This is a genomic window from Bowmanella denitrificans (assembly GCF_002887595.1).
In the GTDB taxonomy this organism is placed as follows: Bacteria; Pseudomonadota; Gammaproteobacteria; order Enterobacterales; family Alteromonadaceae; genus Bowmanella; species Bowmanella denitrificans.
Map to the genome: position 1 here is coordinate 319,826 of NZ_PEBU01000002.1, position 26,026 is coordinate 345,851.

The 26,026-nt window shown below is 52.2% G+C and carries 20 protein-coding genes; 9 read left to right on the plus strand and 11 right to left on the minus strand.

Annotation, left to right across the window (positions count from 1 at the left end; all coding sequences use genetic code 11):
- The first annotated feature begins 1 nt into the window (after position 1).
- The 5 genes from CSR04_RS05000 to CSR04_RS05020 all read left to right on the plus strand — a co-directional run bounded on the left by CSR04_RS05000 (position 2) and on the right by CSR04_RS05020 (position 6,677).
- On the plus strand, positions 2 to 334 hold the full coding sequence (locus tag CSR04_RS05000) for a hypothetical protein (RefSeq protein WP_102795156.1): 333 nt from the start codon (positions 2 to 4) through the stop codon (positions 332 to 334).
- 58 nt (positions 335 to 392) lie between these two features.
- On the plus strand, positions 393 to 1,712 hold the full coding sequence (locus CSR04_RS05005; RefSeq protein ID WP_102795157.1) for a TolC family protein: 1,320 nt from the start codon (positions 393 to 395) through the stop codon (positions 1,710 to 1,712).
- Complete coding sequence (locus tag CSR04_RS05010) at positions 1,709 to 2,950, plus strand: efflux RND transporter periplasmic adaptor subunit (protein ID WP_102795158.1); 1,242 nt, start codon at positions 1,709 to 1,711, stop codon at positions 2,948 to 2,950. Before CSR04_RS05005 ends, CSR04_RS05010 begins: the two co-directional genes overlap by 4 nt.
- An 8-nt stretch (positions 2,951 to 2,958) precedes the next feature.
- A complete protein-coding gene (locus CSR04_RS05015) occupies positions 2,959 to 6,102 on the plus strand; it encodes an efflux RND transporter permease subunit (RefSeq protein WP_102795159.1) in 3,144 nt (1,047 codons plus the stop codon).
- 83 nt (positions 6,103 to 6,185) lie between these two features.
- Positions 6,186 to 6,677, plus strand: a complete 492-nt coding sequence (locus CSR04_RS05020) for a DUF1993 family protein (RefSeq protein WP_102795160.1) — start codon at positions 6,186 to 6,188, stop codon at positions 6,675 to 6,677.
- 126 nt (positions 6,678 to 6,803) lie between these two features.
- Here CSR04_RS05020 and CSR04_RS05025 read toward each other — a convergent pair whose 3' ends face one another.
- Positions 6,804 to 8,954: a TonB-dependent siderophore receptor gene (locus CSR04_RS05025; RefSeq protein ID WP_102795161.1), complete on the minus strand. Its 2,151-nt coding sequence runs from the start codon at positions 8,952 to 8,954 to the stop codon at positions 6,804 to 6,806.
- Positions 8,955 to 9,175: 221 nt separating this feature from the next.
- On the opposite strand from CSR04_RS05025, the gene CSR04_RS05030 reads away from it, so the two are divergent.
- Positions 9,176 to 9,892: a substrate-binding periplasmic protein gene (locus CSR04_RS05030; protein ID WP_102795162.1), complete on the plus strand. Its 717-nt coding sequence runs from the start codon at positions 9,176 to 9,178 to the stop codon at positions 9,890 to 9,892.
- A 42-nt stretch (positions 9,893 to 9,934) separates the two neighbouring features.
- Here the strand turns inward: CSR04_RS05030 and CSR04_RS05035 are convergent, their stop codons facing one another.
- From CSR04_RS05035 to CSR04_RS05065, 7 genes are all read right to left on the minus strand, one after another.
- Entirely contained in the window at positions 9,935 to 12,307 is a 2,373-nt protein-coding gene (locus CSR04_RS05035; protein WP_102795163.1) for a family 20 glycosylhydrolase, read from the minus strand.
- Between the two features lies 1 nt (position 12,308).
- On the minus strand, positions 12,309 to 13,223 hold the full coding sequence (locus tag CSR04_RS05040; RefSeq protein ID WP_102795164.1) for a sugar kinase: 915 nt from the start codon (positions 13,221 to 13,223) through the stop codon (positions 12,309 to 12,311).
- A complete protein-coding gene (locus tag CSR04_RS05045; protein WP_102795492.1) occupies positions 13,224 to 14,705 on the minus strand; it encodes a sodium:solute symporter family protein in 1,482 nt (493 codons plus the stop codon).
- Between the two features lie 66 nt (positions 14,706 to 14,771).
- A complete protein-coding gene (locus CSR04_RS05050; RefSeq protein WP_102795165.1) occupies positions 14,772 to 15,158 on the minus strand; it encodes a RidA family protein in 387 nt (128 codons plus the stop codon).
- On the minus strand, positions 15,155 to 16,615 hold the full coding sequence (locus CSR04_RS05055) for an N-acyl-D-amino-acid deacylase family protein (protein WP_245921372.1): 1,461 nt from the start codon (positions 16,613 to 16,615) through the stop codon (positions 15,155 to 15,157). Before CSR04_RS05055 ends, CSR04_RS05050 begins: the two co-directional genes overlap by 4 nt.
- Before the next feature lies 1 nt (position 16,616).
- Complete coding sequence (locus tag CSR04_RS05060) at positions 16,617 to 17,468, minus strand: MurR/RpiR family transcriptional regulator (protein ID WP_102795167.1); 852 nt, start codon at positions 17,466 to 17,468, stop codon at positions 16,617 to 16,619.
- 18 nt (positions 17,469 to 17,486) lie between these two features.
- Complete coding sequence (locus CSR04_RS05065; RefSeq protein ID WP_102795168.1) at positions 17,487 to 18,728, minus strand: amino acid deaminase; 1,242 nt, start codon at positions 18,726 to 18,728, stop codon at positions 17,487 to 17,489.
- A 209-nt stretch (positions 18,729 to 18,937) separates the two neighbouring features.
- Here CSR04_RS05065 and CSR04_RS05070 point away from each other — a divergent pair, with 209 nt between their 5' ends.
- Positions 18,938 to 21,859 carry a TonB-dependent receptor gene (locus CSR04_RS05070; RefSeq protein ID WP_102795169.1) on the plus strand — a complete coding sequence of 974 codons (2,922 nt, stop codon included), beginning with the start codon at positions 18,938 to 18,940 and terminating at the stop codon, positions 21,857 to 21,859.
- 50 nt (positions 21,860 to 21,909) lie between these two features.
- On the opposite strand, the gene CSR04_RS05075 is transcribed toward CSR04_RS05070, so the two are convergent.
- Positions 21,910 to 22,710, minus strand: a complete 801-nt coding sequence (locus CSR04_RS05075; protein WP_102795170.1) for a helix-turn-helix domain-containing protein — start codon at positions 22,708 to 22,710, stop codon at positions 21,910 to 21,912.
- Between the two features lie 158 nt (positions 22,711 to 22,868).
- On the opposite strand from CSR04_RS05075, the gene CSR04_RS05080 reads away from it, so the two are divergent.
- A complete protein-coding gene (locus CSR04_RS05080; protein ID WP_102795171.1) occupies positions 22,869 to 23,345 on the plus strand; it encodes a carboxymuconolactone decarboxylase family protein in 477 nt (158 codons plus the stop codon).
- Positions 23,346 to 23,395: 50 nt separating this feature from the next.
- Here CSR04_RS05080 and CSR04_RS05085 read toward each other — a convergent pair whose 3' ends face one another.
- Complete coding sequence (locus CSR04_RS05085; RefSeq protein WP_102795172.1) at positions 23,396 to 23,647, minus strand: hypothetical protein; 252 nt, start codon at positions 23,645 to 23,647, stop codon at positions 23,396 to 23,398.
- 256 nt (positions 23,648 to 23,903) lie between these two features.
- Here CSR04_RS05085 and CSR04_RS05090 point away from each other — a divergent pair, with 256 nt between their 5' ends.
- Positions 23,904 to 24,686, plus strand: coding sequence for a substrate-binding periplasmic protein (locus CSR04_RS05090; RefSeq protein WP_102795173.1), 783 nt, complete (start codon positions 23,904 to 23,906; stop codon positions 24,684 to 24,686).
- Between the two features lie 96 nt (positions 24,687 to 24,782).
- On the opposite strand, the gene CSR04_RS05095 is transcribed toward CSR04_RS05090, so the two are convergent.
- Positions 24,783 to 26,015 carry an ABC transporter permease gene (locus CSR04_RS05095; RefSeq protein ID WP_245921375.1) on the minus strand — a complete coding sequence of 411 codons (1,233 nt, stop codon included), beginning with the start codon at positions 26,013 to 26,015 and terminating at the stop codon, positions 24,783 to 24,785.
- Between the last annotated feature and the right edge of the window lie 11 nt (positions 26,016 to 26,026).

The following is a 26,026-nucleotide window of genomic DNA, read 5'->3' on the forward strand; positions in this document are numbered from 1 at the left end:
GATGAAGGCGAAACAAATTATCTACGCGTTACTGCTGATAATGACACACAGCTTTTTTAGCTGTGTGGCGTCGCCTTTTCACGTGCCGGATCCTGAACATCCGGGCTATACCCACTTAAGTCATATGGAGGCGCCGGACTATCACCAACCTGGCGCCGATGACCCCGGTACTGACCATCAACACCAAATTCACGTACATTTGTCCTGTCACAGTGGCTATGAGACGGCGCTGAACTTCCCGGTTTATGCGGCGGGAAATGCGCTGTACTCACCCAGACATTATCTCAATCTGTATTACCAACCGCCGGTACCGCCCCCCAATTATTTGCTCTGAAATCCATTTAACCGGGCCTTTTGGGCTCAGATAATGTATTGAAATAAGAGAGCAAATTATGAATTTTGAGAATTTCCGCGCCCGTATTGCGGTGGTGGGATTATTGTGTCTGCTGGCCAGGCCTGCTACTGCCGCTCTGGGACAAAGTGCGTTGTCACTGAAGGATGCCCTGCAAGCCAGTTTGAAATATCACCCGACCCTTAGCCAATACCCCTATGAAATACGGGCCATGGAGGCCGAACGCCTGCAGGCAGGATTGACGCCTAACCCCAATGTCAGTGTCGAACTGGAAAATGTGCTGGGTAGCGGCGACAGCCGCGGTTTAGCGGGGGCTGAGTTGACCCTGACATTCAGCCAGTTGGTTGAAATGGGCGACAAGCGTGACATGCGGCTGGCCCTGCAAGACCGGCAACAACAAAGTACCACGCTGCGTTATGAATGGGATCGTCTGGAGGTACTGGCCGACACGGCGGAAAAATTCTACCAGGTACTCAGATACCAGCAGTTGCGATTGTGGAATCGCCGCCGTATTGAGCAAATTGCCGATTCACTGAACGTAATACGCCAGCGTGCGGGGGCGGGGGCGGTGTCCGATGCTGATGTATCACGTATGGCCTATCGTCTGGCCGAAGTGGAGCTGGAGCAGGGCCGTCTGGACAGTCAATGGCAGGAGGCACGTTTTGCCCTGAGTCAGTTGTGGCTGCAAGCACCGACATTTACTGAGGTTGCAGGGGATATGGCGCGTTTACCGGCGTTGCCAACGCAGATCGCGCTGGACCAGGCGGTCAACAGTGCCCCTGAATTGCGGCTATTGCAACAACAATACCTTGTGCAGCAAGCCCGGCTCAATCTTGAGCAAGCCAATGGTCAGGCAGATATCACACTGAATGCTGGTGTGCGGCACAATCGTGCCAATGCCGATACAGGGCTGGTATTTGGCCTGTCCATGCCGCTTAACTGGCAAAACCCAAACCAAGGCAATATCGACGCCGCTCTGGCCACAATGGATGGCCTGAACATGCAGCAGGCGCAGCGCCGCCAGAGACTGCGCACGCAGTTACAACTGTTGTTAAGTCAGGCTAAAAGCAGCGAAAAACGCCTGGCGGAACTGCAAACCAGACTGCTGCCACAGGCCCAACAACTTTTACAGGCAAGCCGGGCAGGCTATCAACATGGGCAAATCTCTGTGCTGCAACTGCTTGATGCCCAGGAAGTGTTGTTCGGTGCCGAGCGGCAGCGACTAGACGCCCAACTTGAGGTGTTTGAACTTTTACTGGCAATGCAGCGTTTAAGCGGCCAGCCGCTTATTGATACGCCAACCCTTGCTCTTGTCTCAGACGCTGCAATTCAGCAGCAACTTAGCGGAAACGTAAAATGAACAATCTGATTATGCAACGACTCGCCGCGATTTGTCTGGCATTGGCTATGTTATGGATCCCGGCCAGTATGGCGTCTGATGACCACGGTCACGGGCCGCAACAAGAAGCACCAAACAACACCGGGCCTAATGGGGGGCGTTGGTTGGAAGACGGCCCGCTGGCCCTGGAAGTACTGATATATGAAAATGGGCTGCCCCCCGAAATGCGCATATTTGCCTACTGGCAAGGCAAGCCGCTGGCGGTGCAGGAGCTAACCCTTGAGGTACAACTGCACAGACTGGGGGAACCCATAGACAGCCTCGATTTTATTGTTGAGGGGCGCTATTTAGTGAGTAAACAAAAGGTTGCTGAACCCCATTCTTTTGAGGTGGAGGTCAAAGCCCGCTTCGAAGGTAAAGACTATCAATGGCATTACGACAGCGTTAGCGATCGTACCGAATTGTCAGACCGGGCCATCCAGGTAGCCGATATACAGACCGATGTGGCCGAATCAGGAATACTGAATTTCAAGGAAAGCTTGTTTGGTGTGATCAGTCCCACTATTGACCGGCGTTTTTCCCTGATGGCGCCGTATCCCGGCGTGGTGGAGGCTTTATTGGTACAGGTGGGGGACAAAGTGGAAAAAGGTCAGCCATTGCTGCGTATTCGCAACAGCCAGACCTTGCAAAGCTACCATTTACCCAGCCCGGCCACGGGCGTGGTCACCGAACAGTTTGTCAGCCTCGGGCAGTTAGCGGCAGCTCAGGTCCTGATGGAAGTGGCAGATTTGACGAAGGTGTGGGTGGAATTATCGGCCTTTCCAGAAAACATTGAAAAAATGCAGGTTGGTCAGCGCGCCCTGGTGCAGGACCTGCACCAGCATCTGCAGGCCGAAGGGCAGGTCTTTTACATTGCCCCGATGATGTCAGGCGGGCATATCGCCAGGGCGCGATTGCTGATAGACAACCAGGATGGACACTGGCGACCAGGCATGCATGTAAAAGCCGATGTTATTACCGGGAGTCGCGAGGCGGAGGTGGTTATCAGCAGCGACGCCCTGGTGGACCTGGAAAGCCGCCCTGTGGCCTTTGTGCGGGTTGGCAATCAGTTTGAAGCAAGGCCCCTGGTGCTGGGCGAAAATGACGGTCAGCAGGTAGAGGTACTGTCTGGTCTTAGACCGGGAATGCAGTATGTGACCCGCAATGGCTTTGTACTTAAGGCCGATATTCAAAAAGCCGGCGCAAGCCATGCGCATTGAGGTGAACTATGGTTGATGCAATGATCAAGTTCGCCATTGAGCGACGTTTTCTGGTGCTGGCGCTGACCTTGTTGGTGGCAGGATATGGAGTCTATAACACCCTGCGTTTACCCATTGATGCGGTGCCGGATATTACCAATGTGCAAGTGCAAATTAACACCAAGGCCGATGGTTTTACCCCGCTGGAAGTTGAACAGCGGGTGACCTATCTGGTGGAAACCGCCATGGCTGGCATTCCCCGCCTGGACTATACCCGCTCTTTATCCCGCTACGGACTGTCGCAGGTGACCGTGGTGTTTGAAGAAGGTACGGATATTTACTGGGCCAGGCAACAAATAGGCGAGCGCCTGCAAAGTGTCAGTGCCGAATTGCCGGACAATGTTGAGGCCGCTCTTGGTCCCATTGCCAGCGGATTAGGCGAAATCTTTACCTATGTGGTGGAGGCCGAACCAGGGGCATTGCGCGATGATGGTCAACCCTATAGTGCTGAGGATTTGCGTACCTTACAGGACTGGGTGATCCGGCCGCAATTGCTCAAGGTCAGTGGCATTACTGAGATCAACAGTATTGGTGGCTTTGAACGCCAGTACCAGGTCGCGCCGATCCCCGGCAAGTTATTGGCATTCAAGTTGGGTATTGTCGATGTCATCGACGCGCTGCAACGAAATAACCTCAACAGTGGTGCCGGTTATATCGAGCGATTGGGGGAGCAGTATCTGGTGCGCTCACCCGGGCAGCTCAAGAGCATAGCCGACATTGAACAGTTAGTGGTGGCTAAACGCGATGATGCGCCGGTGCGTATCAAGGATGTGGCCAGGGTTAGTCTGGGCCGGGAACTGCGCAGCGGGGCAGCCAGCCATAATGGCCAGGAAGCGGTGCTGGGCACGGCCATGATGCTGCTGGGCGAAAACAGCCGCATCGTTGCCCGGCGGGTAGCCGATAAATTAGTTGAGGTGCAGCAGAGTCTGCCGACGGGCGTCAAGGTTCAAGCCGTGTACGATCGAACCAGTTTGGTGGATAAAACCATCAAAACGGTGCAAACCAACCTGTTTGAAGGGGCGGTGCTGGTTATCGTGGTGCTGTTTCTGCTGCTGGGTAATATTACGGCCGCCCTGATTACCGCTTTAGTGATCCCGCTGAGTATGTTGTTTGCCATCACCGGCATGGCTGCTAACCGGGTGTCTGGCAATCTGATGAGCCTGGGCGCCATTGATTTTGGCATTATTGTCGATGGTGCGGTGATTGTGGTGGAAAATGCCCTGCGCCGCCTGGGCCTGGCCCAGCATCGGGCCGGCAGATTGCTAAGCCTGCAGGAGCGGTTGCAGGAAGTGTACTTAAGTACCAGGGAAGTGTTTAATCCCGCGGTTTTCGGGGTGATGATCATTATGCTGGTGTATTTGCCCATCTTTGCCTTAAGTGGTGTGGAAGGCAAGATGTTCCACCCTATGGCCTTTACCGTGGTCGCTGCTCTGCTGGGGGCGCTGGTGTTCGCCATTACTTTTGTACCGGCCGCCTTGGCGGTATTTGTGCGCGGTAAAGTGGTGGAGCAGGAAAATCCTCTGATGGCCGGGGCGCGTAAGCTGTATCTGCCGCTGTTGAGATTATCCTTAAAACATCCCCTGAAACTGGTGTTGATGGCGCTGGTGTTAATGGCATTCAGTATCTGGCAGGCCAGCCGGCTTGGCAGCGAATTTTTACCTCAACTGGATGAAGGGGATATTGCCATGCACGCCTTGCGGATCCCCGGTACCGGTATGCAGCAATCTGTAGCAATGCAATTACAGGTAGAGCAGGCCATCGGCGAGTTTGATGAAGTTAAAGAGGTGTTTTCCAAGATTGGTACCCCGGATGTGGCCAGTGATCCGATGCTGCCCAATGTGGCCGATACCTTTATTATGCTTAAGCCAAAAGCGCAGTGGCCTGATGCCAGCCTCAGCAAAGCCGAACTGGTGCAGCGTATACGCGAACGGGTAGAGGATGTACCCGGCAATAACTACGAGTTTACCCAGCCCATTGAAATGCGCTTTAACGAACTGATTGCCGGGGTCAGAGCCGATGTGGCGCTGCGCATCTATGGTGATGATCTTGAGGTGCTGAAAGACAGCGGTCAGCGCGCCGAGACGCTGTTGAAAAAGGTCAGCGGTGCAACCGATGTCCGCCTTGAGCAGTTGTCTGGCTTGCCGACCTTGTCGGTTATTCCGCAACGCGACCATATGGCACTGTTGGGCTTGACTGTCGCTGATATTCAACAGGCCGTTGCCGTGGCAGTAGGAGGGGTGCAAACCGGGCTTATCTACGAAGGAGACCGACGTTTTAAATTGCTGGTCAGAATGGATAAAGACCTGGCATTGGATGTCCAGCGCTTAAAGCAAATTCCGGTCACCCTAAATGCCAGCCAGAATGCTGAGCTGGCCTATGTGCCATTGGGGGAGGTGGCTGACATTTCGTTGGCATTAGGGCCAAATCAGGTCAATCGGCAAAACGGTAAACGCAATGTGGTGGTCACCGCCAATGTCGAGGGCCGGGATTTAGGTGGTTTTATTGCCGAGGTCCGCACCTTGATGAACAGCGAATTAGGCCTTGAGCCGGGATACTGGCTGGAATATGGCGGCACCTTTGAGCAGTTGCAGTCTGCCAGTCAAAGATTAAGCCTGGTGGTGCCAGTGACCTTGTTGTTGATTCTGGGCCTGCTGTTTAGCGCATTTGGCTCGCTGCGCGATGCGCTGATTGTTTTCAGCGGTGTGCCGCTGGCCCTGACCGGCGGCGTGCTGGCGCTCAGCCTGCGCGGTATGCCTTTATCGATATCCGCCGCGGTGGGTTTTATTGCCTTATCCGGTGTGGCGGTGCTAAATGGTGTGGTGATGCTGACCTTTATTCGTCAGCTTAAGGATGAAGGTAAGAGCATCTATGACGCCATTTGGCAGGGCGCCAGCCAGCGTTTACGACCGGTATTGATGACAGCACTGGTGGCCAGTCTCGGGTTTGTGCCCATGGCGCTAAATACCGGCACAGGGGCTGAAGTACAAAGGCCGCTGGCGACGGTGGTAATTGGCGGGATCATCAGTTCTACTTTGCTGACGTTACTGGTGCTTCCGGCACTTTACCGGCTTGTGCATCGACGCACTGCAAATAGCCTGATGTGGGGCGCCTAAGCGCCCCTATTTCACCAAATTATCATATGCCCGCTGCCTATAGGTGGTTATGATAAGCCGCCGAATCTTATCAAGGACGTATTATGCGTTGCCCGATTAAATCGCCTTTTGTCCGCTATCTTGAGCAACTACAGGGAATTTTGCACAAAGTGCCGGACAATCTGTTTGCTGAAAGCTTGGCCGCGGGCATGTTGCCTCTGGGCGTACATGCCAGGGTGGCAAGTAACTTTGCCTTGCGGGGGTATTGCCCATTAGTTGGTAAGCCGGTGGTAACCTTTGATCGTGACAGTATCGAGCGACAGGCCATTGAACGGCAAGTGGCGCAAACGCTGGCTTGTCTTGAGCAGCTACCTGACGCGCCAGTGCTGGACAACGAAATTCTGCATGATGATAAGGCTGGATTTACCCTGCTGAGTTTACCGCAGCCCGAGTTTATTTATCACTATATCCTGCCAAACTTCTTTTTTCATATCAGCATGGTATATGCCATCGCCAGGACAAAAGGTGTTGAAGTCGGCAAGGGGGACTTTGACGGTTATCACAGTTATCCGCAGGGTTTTTACTTTCCGTCCTAGATGGCTCTGACAACGTTAAACACGGCATTATCTTTTTGCGGTCAGAGGAGATGTTATACCTCTTCTGACCGCCTGGGACTATACCACTAAGGCTTCAGTCAACATGAATTTGCCGCGGATGTGCCATTAGAAGCTATGATGCAGACTCAGGTTGACACTGCGAGGGGCGCCATAACGATACTGACTGAAAAAGCCAATCTGACTGTAGTAGGTTTCATCCAGCAGGTTATCCACGTTCAACTGTAAGTAGGTGCTGTCCAGCAACTGATACTTGGCCATCAGATTAACCAGGGTGTAGGCACCCTGACGTAACTCAACCGGACCGTTGATGGAGTAGGTTTTGTCCTGCCAGTTGGCACCACCACCCACGGTCAGTTGTGGCAAACTGTCAACAAACTGATAAGTGGTAAAGAGCTTAAGCTGTTTACGCGGGTGGTCGGTGTTAACGTCTGCACCCGCGGCATCCTCTGCATCAAACTGAGAATAACCGGCATGGATATTCCAGCCTGCTAGCGGACGACCCACCATTTCCAGCTCAAAGCCTTTACTGGTGACGCCCTGCGCAGCAACATAAGCCTGCTTGGTTGGATCGCCATGAATAAACTGGCCAGGGTCGACCTGACCGAGGTTGTCCTGCTCAATCCGAAACAGTGCCACTGTGGTATTTAGCGCATCAGCAAGAAAGCTGCTTTTTAGTCCTATTTCGTAGCTTTTCCCTTCTACTTCCTTTAAAAATTCGCCATTTTTATCCTGCAGATTCTGTGGCTGGAAGATCTCTGTGTAGCTGGTATACAGGCGATGCTGATCGGTTATATCGTACAGCGCGCCGGCATAAGGGATCAGCACATCATCGTTACCAAAGTCGGTGGCTGTGCCGTAACTGACACCGGTGCGTTGCCAACTGGCCAGCCGTGCACCGGCAATCAGTTTGAAATTGTCACTGACCGACAAACGGGTTGCGCCGTACAAGCCTTTTTGTTCAGTGTCCATGGCCTGAGCCACGCTGGGTGTTGTTCCCCATTGTGGCTCGGCAAAGCTGCCATCCCACTCATAGAAGTTATCAATAGGGGCAATAGCACCTGGTAGCACATCAAAGGAGTATGTGTCGGCGTCCTGTTCGCTGTACAAGTAACCTAATACAAAGTCATGGGTTTGCCCCAGCAGGCCATACTGGCCTTTGAGCTGAATATCAAAGCTGTCCTGTATGCTTTCGCCACTGCTTTTGTAGGACCAGGTGGTTAAGCCCGCACCGCTGTCTTTTTCCAACACCCCGGAAATGTATACCAGCTTAGTGTCCTGCTCGTACTTCAACCTGTTGTAATTTGCCACCAGTTCCCAGCCATTGGATAACAAATGATGGACGTTTGCGAACAGGTTAGTATTGGTGGTTTCCCATTTAGTCCAGTCCGCCGAGGTGGAAACAGACCTGTGCCAGTCTGTTGCTGTGCCGTCACTGAAGAAGCTTGGCAGGGCGCCCCAGGTGGGGGAGGTCGGATCGTTGTTTTGATAGCTGGCGCCCAGGCGCACTAATGTGTTGCTAGTCAGATCACCTTCTATTACGCCATACAGCACGCTGCTTTGGGTCTCAAATCTGTCTTCATGGCCGTCACCTTCTTCATATTTGGCCACCAGCCTGCCGCGCAACGTACCGCTCTGGTTAAGGCCTGAAGCCAGATCCGTGCTCAGTTCGCGGTTGTTTCTGCTGCCTATCGCAGCATTCACATAGCCGCTGAAATCCACCGCATTAGCATGCTTACGCACCAGATTGATAGACGCGGATGGGTCGCCCGCGCCGGTTAACAAGCCTGTGGCACCGCGCACAAATTCCACCCGCTCATAGATTGCTACATCGGCAATGGTTTCACCCGAATCACCGGCTAAGCTCCAGGACAAGGGCACGCCGTCAATCTGATAGTTGCTGATATCAAAGCCTCTGGCTTGCAGTGTGTTGCGCACATTGTCGATTTCTTTACTGGCTACGCCAACGGCGTTGATGACCGTATCGGTAATGGTATCCAGGGCCTGATCCTGGATACGCTGCAAGGTTATCACGCTGACCGACTGTGGTGTTTCGCGCAGTGTTAAGCCAAGGCCGGTAGCGGTATCTATCACTTCGGCCACGGTGTAAGAGCCGACAACCTGGACTTTTTCAATGTCTTCCCTGGCGCTTGCTTTTTCCTCAACTTCCTGAGCTGTTGCCTTGGGGGCCGTGGCAAACAGGGCAAACGCCACAGCAGCGGTCACTGGCAAAGTGCGGAAAGTGGGATGAGTGGACATGTCAGACTACCTCGAAAATATTTGGATTAAATAAAACAAATGATAAGGGTTATCATTTGCTTGAATGTTAGCTCAGATTTACCATGTGGGTAAAGCGCTTACACGGGCTGGGTATAAAAAAAGCAAAGTTTTCCTCACATCAATGGATACCAATGATATGATCTCGCGCCGAAAAAGGATGGGTTGGAAGGGGATTCCGGCCCCGGAATGCTAGGTGGTTTATGCGTTTTCTTTCGGTACTGTTTGTTATTTTTTCTTGCCTGAACATGCATGTAGAGGCGAAAGAGGTGATTCGTTCATCGGTTTCCCCTGAGTTTATGCAGGGGCTGCATGCCAAGTATCTGCAATATATTGCCAGTCAGATGGATATGCAGCTGGATCTGAGCCCCATGCCCTTTGCCAGGCGTTTACTGGCGCTGAAAAATGGCGATATTGACATTATGGTGGGGGTGACCCGCGATAGTGAAAAGCAGGATGAATTTATCTACCTTAGCCCCAGTTACGAGCAACTGCGTCACACCTTTTTTGTTCGCAAGAAAGATCAGCAACGTTTATCCAGTCTGGATGACCTGGGTAATATGAAAGTGGGGGTGACAATTTATGCCAAGTATTTTGACAACTTTGAGCGTAAACAAGATTTTGCCCTGGTGGGGGTATCCACCCTTAAGCAAAAAATCCAGCTATTGATGAAAGGCCGCATTGATACCTTTATCCATTATCAGGAGAGCACCCTGCCACTGCTTGATAAAATGGGTCTGAAGGACGAGGTGGTTAAGGCCAGATACCAACCTACCCATTACAATGACTATTATGTCACCATCAGCGCCAATTCCAGGCTGCTTTATCTTAAGGACAAATTTGCCGAGGTTATCGCCCATGGTGTTGAAACGGGGGCCTTTACCCGTATTCGTGAAGCCCATTATCAAATAGAAGAATAACGCCAGCCGCCCATTCGGCTATGCCGAATGGGCTCTACTGACTCAGGACGCTAAGCAGCGATCCAGCAATAAGTTGGCGCTGTGTGCACTACCTATCACCATTTCCTGTTTAACTTCAGCCAGTTGCCATAAGATTTGGCGTAACGTATCGGCTTTTTCCTTAGGTATTGGGCCTGCCTGACACAGTTTGGTGATATCCAAGCCCAATGTCAGACTGTGTTCGATATCCTCTATCAGTGCCGCAAGCGGCTTAAGTGCTTTATGCTCAGCAATCAGCGCTCTAACGGCCGGCAATTGCTTTTGCCAGGCAAGGAATTTTTGCTCAACCTGTTGCAATGAGTTGCGCTGACCTGGCGATTGTTTAGCAATCAGTTGATTCAGCGCAACCAGTGCCAGGCTTTCGGTCGGTAAATAGTCGACAAAGCGATCCAACCGCTCGCCATGGTGATAGGCATCGGCCTGAAATTTCAGATGATGACGGGTGTAATACTGTGCCTGCTCCAGAAGATCCGCCAGGGTATACAGGGGCTGGATATCACCCGGTTGGTCCAGCAGCGCCTGAAAACCGTCCCGCTGTTGCGACTGATGAGCCAGGCCCACCACAGTGGCAAAATCATCCATCACCTTTAGCCGCTGGTACATGGCCTGTTCGTCGGTCAGCGTCTTGACCGACCACAGGCGTTCTGCAATAGCGTACAGTCTCGGCCACACGCGTAAGTCCAGGTTGTCGCCGGTGATCATTTCGGACCAGATGGTGGCTTCCCCGCCCAGGATATTCTCTGCAAAGGCCGGGGCAAAGTGGCTGGGTGCCGTGACAACCGGGGTATTGGCCTTGCCCTGGTCGGCCGCCAGCTGTGTTCCGGTGATCTTATAGGGACTGTTGCCAATCAGTATACGCCCCTGGAGCTGGGTGCTGTCGCTGAGATCCACTTCAAACTGCATAGGACCCATCCACGTATCCAGCCAGAAACGCGTCAGTTTGCCTTGTTTCGTGACGTCCTTGAGCATACGGGTTTGCTGCTTGTTCAGACGCACATAGCCTTGTTGATGGCCATCGGGCTGTTCAATCAGCACTAAATCGCCGCTGACAGCGGCGCCTTTGAGTCTGGGCATCTTAAACTGCCAGTGTTGCCATTGGCTCTTTGCATGCCAATCTGGCCCAACAAAATCATTGGCAGGCACCGGCTCATTACGATAGTGATAGGCGGTTTTTTGCGGCTGATCGATATAAAAACCGGTGGACAACAAGCCCTGATAACCCGCCATGGCGGTTTGCGCTAAAGAATCCAGTCCCTGCCAGGACTGAATCATAATGTCCTTGGGTAAATCGGCATGGAATATCTCATCCCAGCCCATCATTTTCTTGCCGTGTCGGGCCAGGATTTTTTGCACTTTGGCATTGAAATGGGTATGCAACTGATGGTGGTCTTCCAACCCATGTGCCTGCATATAGGCCTGTATCTTTTGACTTTGCTGCCACTGCGTTGGATTGATTTCATCGCCGCCTATATGCAGGTAGGGATCAGGGAAAAGTTCGGCGATTTCTGCCACCAGGGTATCAATAAATTGATAAACCTCTGGATTGCTGGGATCCAGCAGAGGTTCAAATACCCCCCAGTGGCGTTCCAGTGCATATGGACCGGGTTGGCTGATAAGCTCTGGGTAGGCCACCGCAATGGCCGTTGCATGACCAGGTACATCAAATTCCGGGACCACACGTATGCCCAGGCTGTTGGCATAGTTAACCACCTGGCGGATCTGTTCGCGGCTGTAATACAAACCGTCTGACGCCAGCTGCTGCAGCTTTGGATAGGCTGTGGATTCCAGCCGCCAACCCTGATCGTCGGTCAGATGCCAATGAAACACATTGAGTTTGGCTGAGGCCATACCGTCCAATTGACGGTAAATGGCCTCAAGAGGCATAAAATGCCGGACGCTGTCGATCATCAGTCCGCGCCAGGGAAATCTGGGACTGTCCTGAATGTGCACAAAAGGTAACTTACCCTGATGGTCAAAGGCCAACTGGCGCAGGGTTTGCGCGCCGCGTAGCGCGCCGAGCTCGGTTTGCGCTTGTATCAGGATGCCATCCTCGCTGATACCTAACAGGTAGGATTCATCTTCCCCCAGTGCTGGGTAGCCAGGTGTGGATTGCGCAATCTCAATCTGCAGCTTTTGGTCGCTGTGGCCAAAGGTCACACCCAGGCTGGCCTGCAGCTGTTGCTTCAGCTTTGCTGCTCTATTCTCACTGAGGTTTTGCACTGTTAAGTGCAATTGAGTGGGCAGGCGAAAGTAACCAGACTGTTGCTCTAACTCAGCAGGGTAGGGCATAAGTGCCAATGGCGATGTCTGCCCTAGACCTGGCAGGCTTATGCCCGCAATGAGCATTGCCGCCAGTATCAGTTTGTTTTTCATCATATTACTCCTTGATGGGCATCAGGTCTTGCATCGCCTCTGCGGCAATAATGGCACCGGGGTATTGAATCACTCTTGCTGCTAACCGATGGCCGGTGGTCACCGCGGTTTCAACATCTACACCGCACAGCCAGGCGCTCAGAAAACCGGCGGCAAATGAATCTCCGGCAGCGCTGGTATCCACAACCTTAGCTACCCGCTGACCGGCAACATGGCTAAGCTCCTTACGACTGCGAATAATGCAGGGCTGTGCGCCACGTTTGATCAGTACATAGGGAATATGGGCTGTACGGGCGAGTATGGCATCGACACTATCACCGCCATACAGTGCGTACTCATCCTCATCGGTCAGCAGCGCCAGGTAGGCCAACTGCATGGCTTTTTCGTACCAGGGTAACGGGTCATCACGCCACAGCACCGGGCGAAAATTATTGTCAAAAATCAACTTGCCGCCGCTGCGGCAAAATTCAGTCAGTGCATCCAGCAAACGTTGTCTGTGCTCTGGGCTGAGAATGGCCAGGCTGATGCCGCTCAGATAGACATAATCGCAGCCTTGCTCTTTTAGCAGACTAAGCAGCGGATTGTTCGCTTCACGCAGGTAGTGACGCGCGGCGCTGTCATCGCGCCAATACTGAAAGCGGCGCTGGCCTTTGTCATCTGTATAGATGCGGTAGCGTCCGGGGAGCTTGTCGGCAAGTTGCAATACCAGCGCGGTGTCCAGTCCTTCTAATTGCCAGTTTTGCAGTAAGGTTTGGCTGTCTGCATCATCACCCAGTGCAGTAGCGTAACGTACCTGTAGTTTTCCAGGCTCGGCCATTCTGGCCAGATACAGCGCCGTGTTGAGCGTGTCGCCGCCATAACGAAACGCACCGCTGTCACAGTGCTCCAGCATACATTCACCAAAAAACACTATGCGCATTTATGACTCCTGCGCAGCGCTATTGAGCACAGGAGCAGGGCTTTCCATCTTCTGCCGTTCTGCATCTAATATAGCCAGGGCTTGCTCGCGGCTGATCTGGCAGGCCGGCGTGAGCAGACTGACCAAGACCCCGGCAGTCAATGCGCCGAACAGTGAGGGCAGCACCGGGTTGCCAAACAGGCTGTTTAATGTGGGTGTCAGGCTGATATACAGTGCTGTAGCGGTGCCTGTCACTAAGGTGGCCAGCGCACCTTGCCAGTTGTAACGCGGCCAGAAACGCCCGAGTAAACCGCATACGCACATGCCGGACATCAGAATCGCGATCATTTTAGTGATATAAGCAATGATATCGTTGGAGGTCAGGGCAAAACCCAGCGCCAGGCTGATGGTCAGCACCAGGGCAAAACGTGATAGCAGCACCACCTTGTGTGCCTGGGGCATCTTACCTGTTACCAGTACATAGAGATCGCGCAGTACCACACTCACTGCAGCAATGGCGTCAGAGCTGGCGCTGGATAAGGTGGCGGAGATACCGGCGATGATTATTAGTACCCCCAGTCCAAGTGGCATAAAGTGCAGAGCAATATGCGGGAAGGCGAACGACGGATTGTCTAAGTCTTTTACCGCTGCATAGGCTGCCATACCGATAATGGCGGGAATACAGGAAAACATCAGATACAGAACGCCGGAATACGTAAATGAACGGCGTATGGAACGCACATCACTGCCGGAGTAAATTCGCTGGCGGAATGAAGGGGTAGCCAGGATCCCTACCAAAATCGCCAATGACAGAGAGATAGCCGGTAACAGGCCAATGTTGTCTATGGCAAACCAGGAAAGGTTGCCTGCTGGCTGGGCAGCTAACATCGCATCCCAGCCTCCTACCTGATGCAAGGCAAAAACCGCCATCAAAATAAAACCGCTGAACAGAATCAGCGCCTGAATCGAATCGGTCCACACCACGGCGGTATAGCCCCCGATCACCACGTATATGGCAAAGCTCAGTGCAATCAGTACCTTGGCCCATTGAATATCCATACCCGTCAGCCACGACAGGTACATGCCGCCGCCAATAATATGGGCACCCAGCCAGCCAATGCTGGCGATAAAAATGACCAGAGCAATCAGATTTTTTATCAGCGGATTGGCACCCACATAATAAGACAGCTCTTCACTCATGGTCATAAACCGCAATTTGCGTACCGGTGCAAACCACCAGGCCAGTAACAGAATGCCGATGGCACCGCCAATACCATATAAAGTCCCGGCCCAACCGTTCTGATAGGCAAATCCCACGGCGCCCATGGAACTGCCGGTGCCGACCATAGTGGCAACGGTGGTGCCCAGGGTCAGCAACAGAGGCAGGCTGCGCCCGCCCAGCAGAAAATCTTCGCCGCCCTGACTTTTTCTGGAAACAAACCAGCTCAGGGCAATCATACCCAGCAGATAAAGGCCAAAGGCCAGCATAAAGGTCATTTGCATGGTGTTGAATACCTCAGAAAACAGGGGCGGCTGTGACACCGCCGGAAAAACGGGCGGTACCCGGTTTTAGGCGCCTTTGTAGCAGGTCACGTCCACTTCTACTTTACAGTCCACCACCAAATCGGCCACGGCGCAGATACGGGCAGGCGGATGCTCACCGAAAAATTCCTTGAAAACCTTATTAAAAGATTGGAAGTAGCGGGCATCGGTCAGAATCACTGAAACATGCACGACATCCTGCAGGCCATAGCCCGCTTCCTGCATAATGTTCAGGCAGTTTTCAATGGCGATCCTTGATTGCTCAATAATACCGCCTTCTACCACCTCGCCGTCGCGCATGGGAGTTTGGCCGGACACATACAGCCAACCACCGGCTTCCACTGCTCTTGCAAAGGGTAGATGTTGTCCGCCTGTACCTGTGCCGCCACTGATGCCAAAACGCTTAATTGTCATGCTTGTTTACCTGTATGTTGAAGAAACTGGCCGGCCCGCAGCCCGGTCAGTGTGGGTTGTTGAAAATTTTCGTAGCTCAGTTGGCCGTTGACCCATACCTTGAGAATGCCGTCACTGGCTTGTTTAGGTTCAATAAAGCTGGCTTTGTCGCGGATTCTGGCAGGATCAAACAACACCAGATCAGCCTGGTAGCCTGGTTTAACCTGTCCGCGACCGTGCAGCATAAATTCCTGAGCGGATAATCCGGTCATTTTGTGTACCGCCAGTGCCATTGGCAGTAACCCCTTGTCTCTGGCGTAGTGGCCCAGCACTCTGGGGAAACTGCCCCACAATCTGGGGTGAGGGCTTGGATCACAGGGCAAACCGTCTGAACCAATCATACTTTTAGGGAAGCGGATAATGTTCTGCACATCCTGTTCATCCATGCCGTGGTAAACCGCGCCAGCGGGTTGCAACCTTTCTGCCGCGTCCAGCAGTGAACATTGCCAACTGTCAGCAATGCTCTGCAGCGTTTGCCCTGCCATGTGCGGATGCGGATCTGACCAGGTGATAAATATCTCGAAATCGGTGGTGACCTGTCCTAAGTCCAGGGTGCTGGAACTGGCACTGTAAGGATAACAATCACAGCCCACATGCTGATGTGCCTGAGCGGACTGTAAATGCGCCAACACTTCGGTGGAACGCCCCCAGTTGGCTTTACCTGCACACTTCAGATGGGAAATAATCACCGGCACCCCGGCTTTTTTGCCCGTGGCAAAGGCTTCATCCATGGCATCCAGAATGCCGTCAAATTCGGTGCGAAGGTGGGTAGTATATAAGGCGTCATATTCAGCCAATAGCGCCGATAATGCATCGATTTCCTGTGAAGGTGCATGAAACGCGCTTTGATAGGCCAGGCCGGTACTCATGCCTTTTGCCCCTTGCTTGAGGGCCAGCGTCAGCATATCGCGCATCTGCGCTATTTCTTTATTGCTGGCCGGGCGGTCAAGTCTGTCCATTACCTGGGCGCGTAGCGCCGTGTGACCGACCAGAAACGCGGCATTTAACGCAGGTTGAGCTTTTTCAAACGCCTGTCGGTAGGCGGCAAGGGTTGGAAAACAAAACTCATCGGCCCGGCCCAGCAGGTTGAGTGGGTCCGGGACAGTGTCAGTGACCGCCACCGGCGCGGCGCTGATCCCGCAATTGCCGACCACTACTGTGGTAATACCCTGGCTGAGCTTGCTCAGCATGCCTGGGTTACGGATCAGCTCAATGTCATCATGGGTGTGTACATCGATAAAGCCCGGTGCCAGGGCCAATCCTTCGGCATCTATTACGACATCTGCCGACCATGCGTCCAGCGTGCCTATTGCTTCAATCTTGTCGCCACGGATTGCAACGTCTTGTTGCTTGGGTGGGGTTGGGGTGCCGTCATACAAACAGGCATTGCGAATCAATATATCCGTGGCGTGCGACAAATTAATCTCCGAGGGGTAATCGTTCCGAGCCTTTGCGGTGCTCATCAAGGTGGTGTTTTAAACGCCGCAGTTTTTCACGGCACTTACGTTGGTTTTTCACTGCCACTTCGCCAGCCAGCATGTCAATGGCCGCCAGCATCACGTATCGGGAAGCACTGGGGTTGAAGATGTAATCCGCTTCACGGGTCTGGATGGGCAGGTGAATATCCGCCACGGCAGCCAGCGGGCCCTGGGGACAAATGGCCACAACATGGGCCTCATATTCTCTGGCAATTTTCGCCGCCGCTTGCACATCCGGGCTGACGCCGCTTAACGACAGACAGATCAATACATCGCCTTTATTGACGGTGGATGCGGTCATGCGCATCAGCATCGGGTCAGAATAGGCGTTGCTTTTTACTTCCAGGCGGAACAGCCGGTTGTGACATTCTTGTGCCATCACGGTGCTGCCGCCACCGACACCGAATACCAACACATGATCGGCCTGGGTAACCAGTTGGCTGGCGGTCTCAATATCTTCATCGCGGATCAAACCGGCATTCAGATCGAGAATTTCGTGAATAGCCTGATAAATAGCTGGCATATCGGTGCGCTGCACCGGCTTGTCATTAATAAAACGTTCACCCACAGCGGCGGACTGTGCCAGCAGCAGTTTCAATTCTCGCACATTAGTGCATTCCAGCGCTCTGGCCAGTCGGGTAATACTGGCATGGCTGACCCCGGCCTTGTCGGCCAGTTCATTGATAGGAGCACTGGCTGCAAAATTCAGATCGCTTAAAATGTAGCGGGCGACCTTCTGTTCTGATGGTCGAAGGTGGGCCAGGCGGCTGTTGATACGAGATACAATATCCAATCTTCACTCCCTAAGGCGTTAAAAGCAGGTTTGAATCAATTGCCGGATGCGATAGTCAGCATCGACAATTCCCAGGTAACGCCATTTATCCATGGTTAGGCAGGGATGTGAAGTGGAAAAACACAAGATATCGCCAACAGTTAACTTATCTTCGGCAGAAATCTTAAGCATGGCGTGCTGATCCATGATGCGGGTCAGTTGCCAATGGGCCGGTGTCGGCACGGGAGCCTTATCGCCAGGACGGTAATGCAGCATCGGGGTTGGCAGACCGGCATCAAAGGCGGCATCACGTTTGCCAAGACCAATAATGGCCATACCTGGCTCGGGCACTGATTGTACATAAGCCCATACCTGCAGGCTGCTGACAAGGTCGCCCTGAATATCACAGGCCATACGACTTCTGCTTTTTACCCCGGCCTGGGCATCCTGATAAATACCGGTATCGTGAATCAGGTAACAACCAGGGCGGATCACCACCGCCATATCTTGCGGCAAACTGTTACTATCCATTTGCTCAGCAACCAGATCGTACCAGGCAGAGCCGGCACCGGTCAGAATAACCTCGCCTTCAGCAAAGCGTTTTTGCTTGTGCCAGGTTAAGGCCATGGTGCGGATGTCACCAACAAAACGGCGAATTTGCTGTGGGGCATCAATGCCATGGATAACCCCTTCATAAAAAGCGACACCGCGCAGGCGCAGCGCCGGAAGGGTTGTTATTATCTCGGCGAGGGCATCGGCTTGTACTATTCCTCGAACACCGCAGCGGCCACCGCTAACGCCTATCTCCAGCAATACGTTGAGTTGTAAGCCGTGCGCCTGGAAATATTGATTCAGGGCGTTGGCATTGTCGATGGAATCAACGAAACAATAGAATTCCAGGCCTTTTTGCAGTTGCCCGGCAATCAACTGCATGTTGTGTTTACCCACCAGTTGATTGGCCATAATAATGCGCGACACGCCAGCAAGGCTGGCCGCAACGACCTGCGGCGCGGTGGCAAGGCTCATGGCCCAACTGCCGGACTGCAACTGCAGGGAAAACAGCTCAGGGGCCATGCTGGTCTTACCATGCGGAGCTAAACGCACACCGGTCCTGGCTGCATACTCCGTCATCCAGGCCTGGTTATTTTGCAAGGCCTGACGGCTTAATACCGCTGTTGGCAGGCTGACTTGCTCGGCCAGTATACTCCAACCCTGATCAAGGCTTTGATGGTCGCCAGTGCCTTTAGTAAAGGCGGCAACGGTCTCGGATGACAAACTCATGCAGCAACTCTCTGTCTGTTTAACCTTGATATCCCAGCATTCGCGTTTTGCTAAAAAATAACCATTGCATGCGTAGGGATAACAATGTTAAAAAATACCTGTCTTCTGTAAATTGCATTGGTAAAAAGTAACACGCCAGGCAAAGTTAATCATCCTTACTAACTTTGTCAACCCAAGAAGTGAGCAAAACAAAAACAGGAGACCAACAAATGAGACCACAAAGGTTTAAGCAACACCTGGTGGCGGCCAATATTTCTCTGATCCTCAGCGGAATGGCTGTGCCTGCCGCGCTGGCGCAGGAGCAGGTGGCGGACGATGTGGAGATATTGGAAGTACGTGGCATAGCAGCCAGTCATAAGCGTAATCTTAACGAGAAGCGCTTTAGCGACGGTATTACCGACGCCATTACTGCAGAAGACATCGGTAAGTTACCCGACGTGACTATATCCGATACCTTGCAGCGTATCCCTGGTGTACAGATTCGCCGCTCGGCCGGTGAAGGTTCAACGGTGAATGTAAGGGGGATGCCACAGGTCACAACCCTGTTAAATGGTGAACAACTGCTAAGTGCCGGCTCCATTACCACAGTGCAACCTGATTTCAGTGATATCCCGGCACCTTTAGTGTCGGCCATTGCTGTGCATAAGTCTCCTACCGCCAGTCTGTTAGCCGGTGGCATTTCCGGTACCCTGGACTTGCAAACGCTGCGTCCTTTTGACCTTGAGCAGGGAATGACCCTGAACGGCGTGGTGGAAACCACCCGTGGCAGTTTGTCCAAGGAAAATGATCACAAACTGGTGGCCTTTGCCGGTTATCGTGGTGACGATATGGGTTTAATGTTTACCGCCTCATACGACACTAATACCCTGGCTAATTATCGCTATGGCACAATTTTGACCTCGTTCGATCTGCAAGGCGAAAATACCGGTGACAAGCGTGACTTCAATGCTGATGGTGACAATAACGACAGCTATCTGAGCCAGCGTTTTCACGGCATGATGGACAAACAAACCGAACGCGATCGCCTCGGTTTAAGCGCCAGCTTTCAGGCGATAGTCAGTGACAATCTGGAATTCATTGCCGATGTGTTCTACACCGATATGGATGATGCCGATCGTCAGCAAGGGCTGATGATTGACAACGCCCGTGGCAATATCTGGGCCTATTCCGATAACTTTATTGAGCGTGCCCCGGGCCCGTTAGGTGGCAACATATATACGGTTAACCAGGCCGAGCTGTTAGTCCGCAGGGTCAGCTCGTATTCTGAAAGTCTGACCAATGACCGTCAGTCCACGAATATCAATTTGCAGTTGAATTACTTGGGTGATGGCCCGCTGAGCGGCTCGGTAAGGTATTTACGTGGTGATGCGGAACGTTCACACACCGAAAATGTGGCGCACTCCTACCTGACCAGTGGTGCCCAGCACGCAGCCTTTACCAATAACACTGGTACGGCGACTCCGGTCAACCCTAATGGCTATGGCCCGGATCCCATCAAGGTTGACTTTGACCGCACTGGCGAGTACATCACCCTTGGTTATGATCAGGGCTTTGGCTCTGATGTGAGCAAGTACAATCTGGTATCAACTTATTCAGAGAATAACTTCGATGAAGAGGCGACACTGGATGTGCTGCGCGCCGATGGTACCTATGAGTTCCAGGGCGATCATCTGGCCAATGTGGAGTTCGGGGTACGCTGGGGTAAACGTGATGTTGAGCGCGACACTTATATTCTGGTCGCCCCCATGACCGGCGGGCAGTTTACCGCCGATGTGATGTGGAAAGATTCCAGTGCCGCATTAGGTGATACTAACGGCGACGGTACGGTAAATGTGTCGCAGGGCGATCTGACCATTGGCAACACCAATTTCTTCACCGATTTGCCCGAAGGCTGGGTACATAAGGTAGACGGATTCGGGCCAGCCAGTGGCGACAGCTTCTATATGATTAATCCCAAAGTACTGGATGATCCTTTTGCCTTCCAAAATGCCCTTTACCCCGGCAATAAGCACTTATCCAGACCTTCTCGCTCATTTGATATCAAGGAAGTGACCCAGACCGCCTATTTGCAGGCCAACTTCGACGGCATGCTATTGGGCATTCCATACAAAGCCAATGTGGGCGGCAAATACATCAGAACAGAATTGGATATTGGCCAGTATATTATTGGCGATGGCCGACCTTGTTCGCTCTGTACCGCTGCCAATAGCACCGGCTATGAAGTGCTGGAGCGTAGCTATTCTGACTTCCTGCCTGCGGCAAATATTACCTTTAATATTACCGATGATTTCCTTATTCGTGCTGCCTATGGCAAGACCATGACCAGTCTGAACATGAGCCAGTTATCCGGCGGTATCAGTGTCGGGCGCACCCGCGCTGGGGACGTACTGGCGGCTGAGCTGGGTGTCAGCCCGGATCTGCTGGTGGCCATCAACGGTAGCCGCAATGGTAACCCGGATCTGGAGCCGTGGCGTGCCAGCAACTATAACCTGTCGGCAGAATGGTACTTTGACGATTCCAGTCTGGTCAGCCTGGGCTTGTTTAAGATGGATATCGAATCCTTTATTGAACGTGGTCAGGTGATTATGGGCTTGCCGGATATCGACGGTGTGGTGCGCCGCGAAGTACCGGTAAACACCGAAATCAATGGTGAAGGCGGCAGTATTGACGGTGTGGAACTGGCATACCACCAGGCCTTTGACTTTTTGCCGGGCGTGTGGGGTGGCTTTGGCACTACTCTAAACCTGACGTATGCGCCAAGCGACAGTGCTAACGTTGATGTCTATGGTGGAGAACTGCCGATTCAGGATAACTCCGAGCGCTCCGCTAACGCTATTTTATGGTATGACCAAGACGGATTGCAGTTCCGACTCGCCGCTAACTACCGCAGCGATCGTCTCGACAGCCTGGGCTTTGCCGTGGGTGAGGGCGTATTGCCGGTGTGGGCCGATGACACATTGTATGTGGATATGTCAGCCAGCTACGATATTTCAGAGAACCTCAGCGTATATCTACAGGGCAGTAATATTACCGAAGAGTTCGAGAATATCTATGCACAGTGGCAGGATAACGTAGTCACACAAAACGTGTATGAACGTCGCTGGACATTGGGTATTCGCGGTCGTTTGTAATATGCATGAGCCCGGTGTCACGTTGATGCCGGGTTAATACTATTTGTGATTCAGGCATTGCGTTTACGCTTCAGGTATTGCCCTGGAGTTAACCCCACCACCTGCTTAAACTCATGAATAAAGTGTGCCTGGTCATAGTACCCGGCTTGCAAGGCCAGTTCGGTCAGACTGGCTGGCCCTGCTGCTTTAATCAGCTGTCTGGCCAGTTGGATTCGTTGAAGTTTACTGTATTGTTTTGGCGAAAGTCCCAACCAGCGACCAAACTGGCGCTCTAACTGGCGCTGACTGATATTCATGTCCTGGGTCATGGCCTGAATATTCTGCGAGCCGTTGCTTTGCTGGATACGGGTCAGCGCGTAAGTGAATGTCTGTTGTGCACCCAGATCCATGCTGAGTAAATGCAGCAGTTCCTGATCCAACCGTTTGATTCGTTGCGCAATAGAAAGTGGCGCCAGACGCTCTGCAAGTGCCAGCCCCGGGAAGCTTGGAATAATGTCCAGTGCGGAAGCTTGAATATCCAGAACATCACTGAGCGGTAAGCCAAATAGCGCCATGCCTTTACCTGGATTAAATCTTACGCCTAGTGCATCCACCTGTCCGGTTATATGTAATCTGGTGGTCTGCCGGGTAGGTCCGGTCAACAGACAGGGACTATGGTAGGGCTGGCCGTCAAACAGCAGTGCATCGGCAAAATTGAAAATAACACCGCAGCCTCCCTCAGGATGCATAAATTCGGCTTGAGTCGGATGCGGGTCAGCGGGCGCCTGCATGGTCCAGTAACACCTGATATGTGGCTGCAACTGTGGGCAGGGGGGATGAAGTTTAAAGCCCAGATGGGCAAGGTTATGCATAGTGATGTACCGGCTTTGTTGTCAGCTCAGTGTACTGGATCCGGTTAAGTCCTTACCACCCCGCCAGCCAAAAGAATACCGGGTCGAATTTATACAATTTTTTTCAACCAACCCAGGTTAGCCTGCATAGCGAATCAACTGCAAATTGGAGAGATGTGATGTCACTACGCGTAAATTATTATCAGCAGGCGCCGGGTGCTGTTCAGGCTATGATGGCATTGGAAAAGTATCTGGCGACTATTGCAGATCAACCGCAGGGCCTACCTAAAACCTTATTGGAACTGGTTAAGATGCGGGTCTCCCAGCTCAACCGCTGTGCCTTTTGTGTGGATATGCACAGCAAAGATAGTCGTGCCGCTGGTGAAACCGAGCAGCGCCTTTACTTGCTCAGTGCCTGGCGTGAATCCCCTTGTTATACCGAGCAGGAGCGTGCCGCGCTGCAGTGGGCCGAGGTATTGACGAATTTGTCGCAAACAGAGGTGAGTGATGCCTGCTATCACGAGGTAAAACAGTGCTTTTCCGACAAACAAATGGCGGATCTAACCCTGGCCATTAACGCCATTAATGGCTGGAATCGATTCTGCGTGGGTTTGGGGGCTGAGGTGGGCTCCTACCAGGTCGGTCAATTTGACTAGCTGGACTATTTAACCCATGCACAAATAAAACAGGGCTGCCACAAGCAGCCCTACTTATCTACCACGCGAAGCGAGGCGATTTCTTCATTGAGTTGATATTTTTTGTCTGTCACTATGGCCTCCAACACTTCCAGGCGTTTCTTAACCCCGTTCAGTTCTTCTTTTAGGCCCTGCTTCTCTGAGTTATCTAATTTAGCATTGGCCTTGGCCATTTCTTTCTTATGTCCCATCCACATCGCGGTAAACACAATGGGTAAAACAAACAAGAATAAAATAATCAATACAAATTCCGGGCCTTCCATTTTTTAATCCTTCTTATGAAACGTCAGTGCGAGATTGGTGTATAAACTAAGGTTTACACAGAGTTATTTGCCAGCAATATTTACACCACTATTTTTTACTTTTAAAAACAGAAGGTTAATACTTCTGTTCGGAACTGTAATAGCCAGGATTTAGCCAATGAAACTAATAATTCGTTGAACTCACTAATGTTGATTCTTGCACTAAGTGGGAAAATGAGTAGATTGACAGTATGCGCCCATCAATAAGGTCGGCCTGATGCATCATGTCTTACTGGTAATATGTTTATTGCTGACTTCGCTGGCTGTAATTGCCGAAGAGCGGGTCAGGATTGCGGTGTTTGATGAGCATAGTGAGTTTCTGGTAACCCATACAGGGTATGGGCTTGCCTGGGAAATTCTGGAACTGGCCGCTGAACAAGCCGATATTGTACTTCTGCCGCAGGAAAGCTCATGGACCGGTGCATTAAATCGGTTGCATGCCGGCAAAGTCAAAATGATATTTGGGGTATTAAAGACCAAGGAACGTCAAAGCTGGCTGCAATTCAGCCTGCCCTTGGGGCAGGATAAAATCAGGGTTTTTACTGGCCCTGAGAACATCATCAACCAAGTCGAAGACATTGATTTTACTACCGCCAGAGTCGGAGTATCGGCCAAGTCAGTCAGTGAGCAACATGCCAGAGCATTAGGGTTCAAACACATTTATGCGATTCGTGAGCGTGGCAATCTGTTTCAGATGCTAAGCAGTGGACGTCTGGATTACCTGATTTTTGGTGAAGCTTTTGTGGGGTATTTTTGTAAGACGGCAATGGCAAATTCATCGTCATGTCTCAAACCTTTGTTACCGGTATTGCAACATACGGATATTCGTTTTGCCGCTCCCCTGGATAACCCGGACGCCGTTGCCCTAAGTCACAGAATCGATCAGCAGATCCGGCTGTTAGCGACACGCCCGGATATCAGGCAGTTATTTGAGCGTTATCGCTATTCTGAACAAGATTATCAAACATGGCTGGATAGCTTACCGGTTGAGAACCGGTAAGCCAGGTAAACAAAAGCTAGGGGCTGTTTGTCTTTCATGTATAGGTTTTGTTCAAATCCAACCGCTTCTGGTCACGACGCCGGGCTGCAGGCCTGATTAAACGGTTCTGGTGGCCATCGCAGGGGAGATAGCGGCGGCGCGCTTGGCCGGCCCCAATACCGCCAGTAACCCTACCAAGCAAAGGGCCAGCATACCTATTGGCAGCAAGTACCAGTGCAGACGGGTGAGTCCGAGAGACTCTACCAGAACAACATTCAGTCCAAGGCTGAGTAACGCACCAAGCAGCACACCGACTGAACTGATGATGAAATTTTCCAGCATAAAGTAACGCAGAATGCTGCCCTGACTGGCGCCCAGCGCACGGCGGGTACCTATCTGTTTACGTCGGCGATTTACACTGAAACTGGCCAGACCGACAATTCCCAGGGCCGTCACCAGCGTCAGGGTTATCATTACCGTGCTAAGCACTTTGATCATGGCCTGATCGCGACGATAGCTGCGCTCCCGGGTCTCATTCATGCTGCGCATGCCCCTTACCACCCGACCTTTATTGCTGTCAGCCAGCAGTTGTTCCACTTTGGGCATCAGTTCGTCTAAGCGTCCTGGTTCGGTACGAATGATATAGGTACTGGTACTGAACAAGGTTTTTTCCGGAGACAGCATGGCATTTTCAACCCGGTTCCAGCCCACCCAGGGAGCCTGGAGTTTATCCACTATGCCCTGGATCAGTATGGGTTCGTCGTCGTTGATATATACGGTTTTGCCAACAACATCCTGATATTGCGCATCGGGGAACAGGTTCTCCGCCAAGGCCTTGGTGACGATGGTCTGCGCTGGCCAGTCACGCTGGGTACCCTGACGCCAGCGAATATCGGTGTCCTGGAAGGGCTGACCAGCAATCAGCTCAAGGTCCAACGTCTGAAGTACGTGCTCGTCTACCATGTAAACGGCGGTACCGACACCATCAAATTCAGTACCCGGTTGGGTTTGCAGTCCCATCGACCAGCCACCACCGCTAATGGGTATGGCATTTATCTGCATGGCATCCTTAACACCAGGCAAGGCACGGATAGCATCAAGATCGGTTTGGATGGTGACTTGCTGATTAAAATCAGCGGCAAATCCGGTACTGCTGATATAGAAGCTGTTGGCTTCGTCTATACCACTGTCCCTGGCCATCTGAGCTCGTCGTTCCAGTAGAATATGTACTGCATTAACCACAATACACAGTGTCACGGCAATTTGCAGGGCGATGAGTAAAGCACTGACCTTATTGCGGCTTAAAGCACGAAAAATGGGACCTATTTCCAGACAAGAGAATGCTTGCATAATCATGTTCC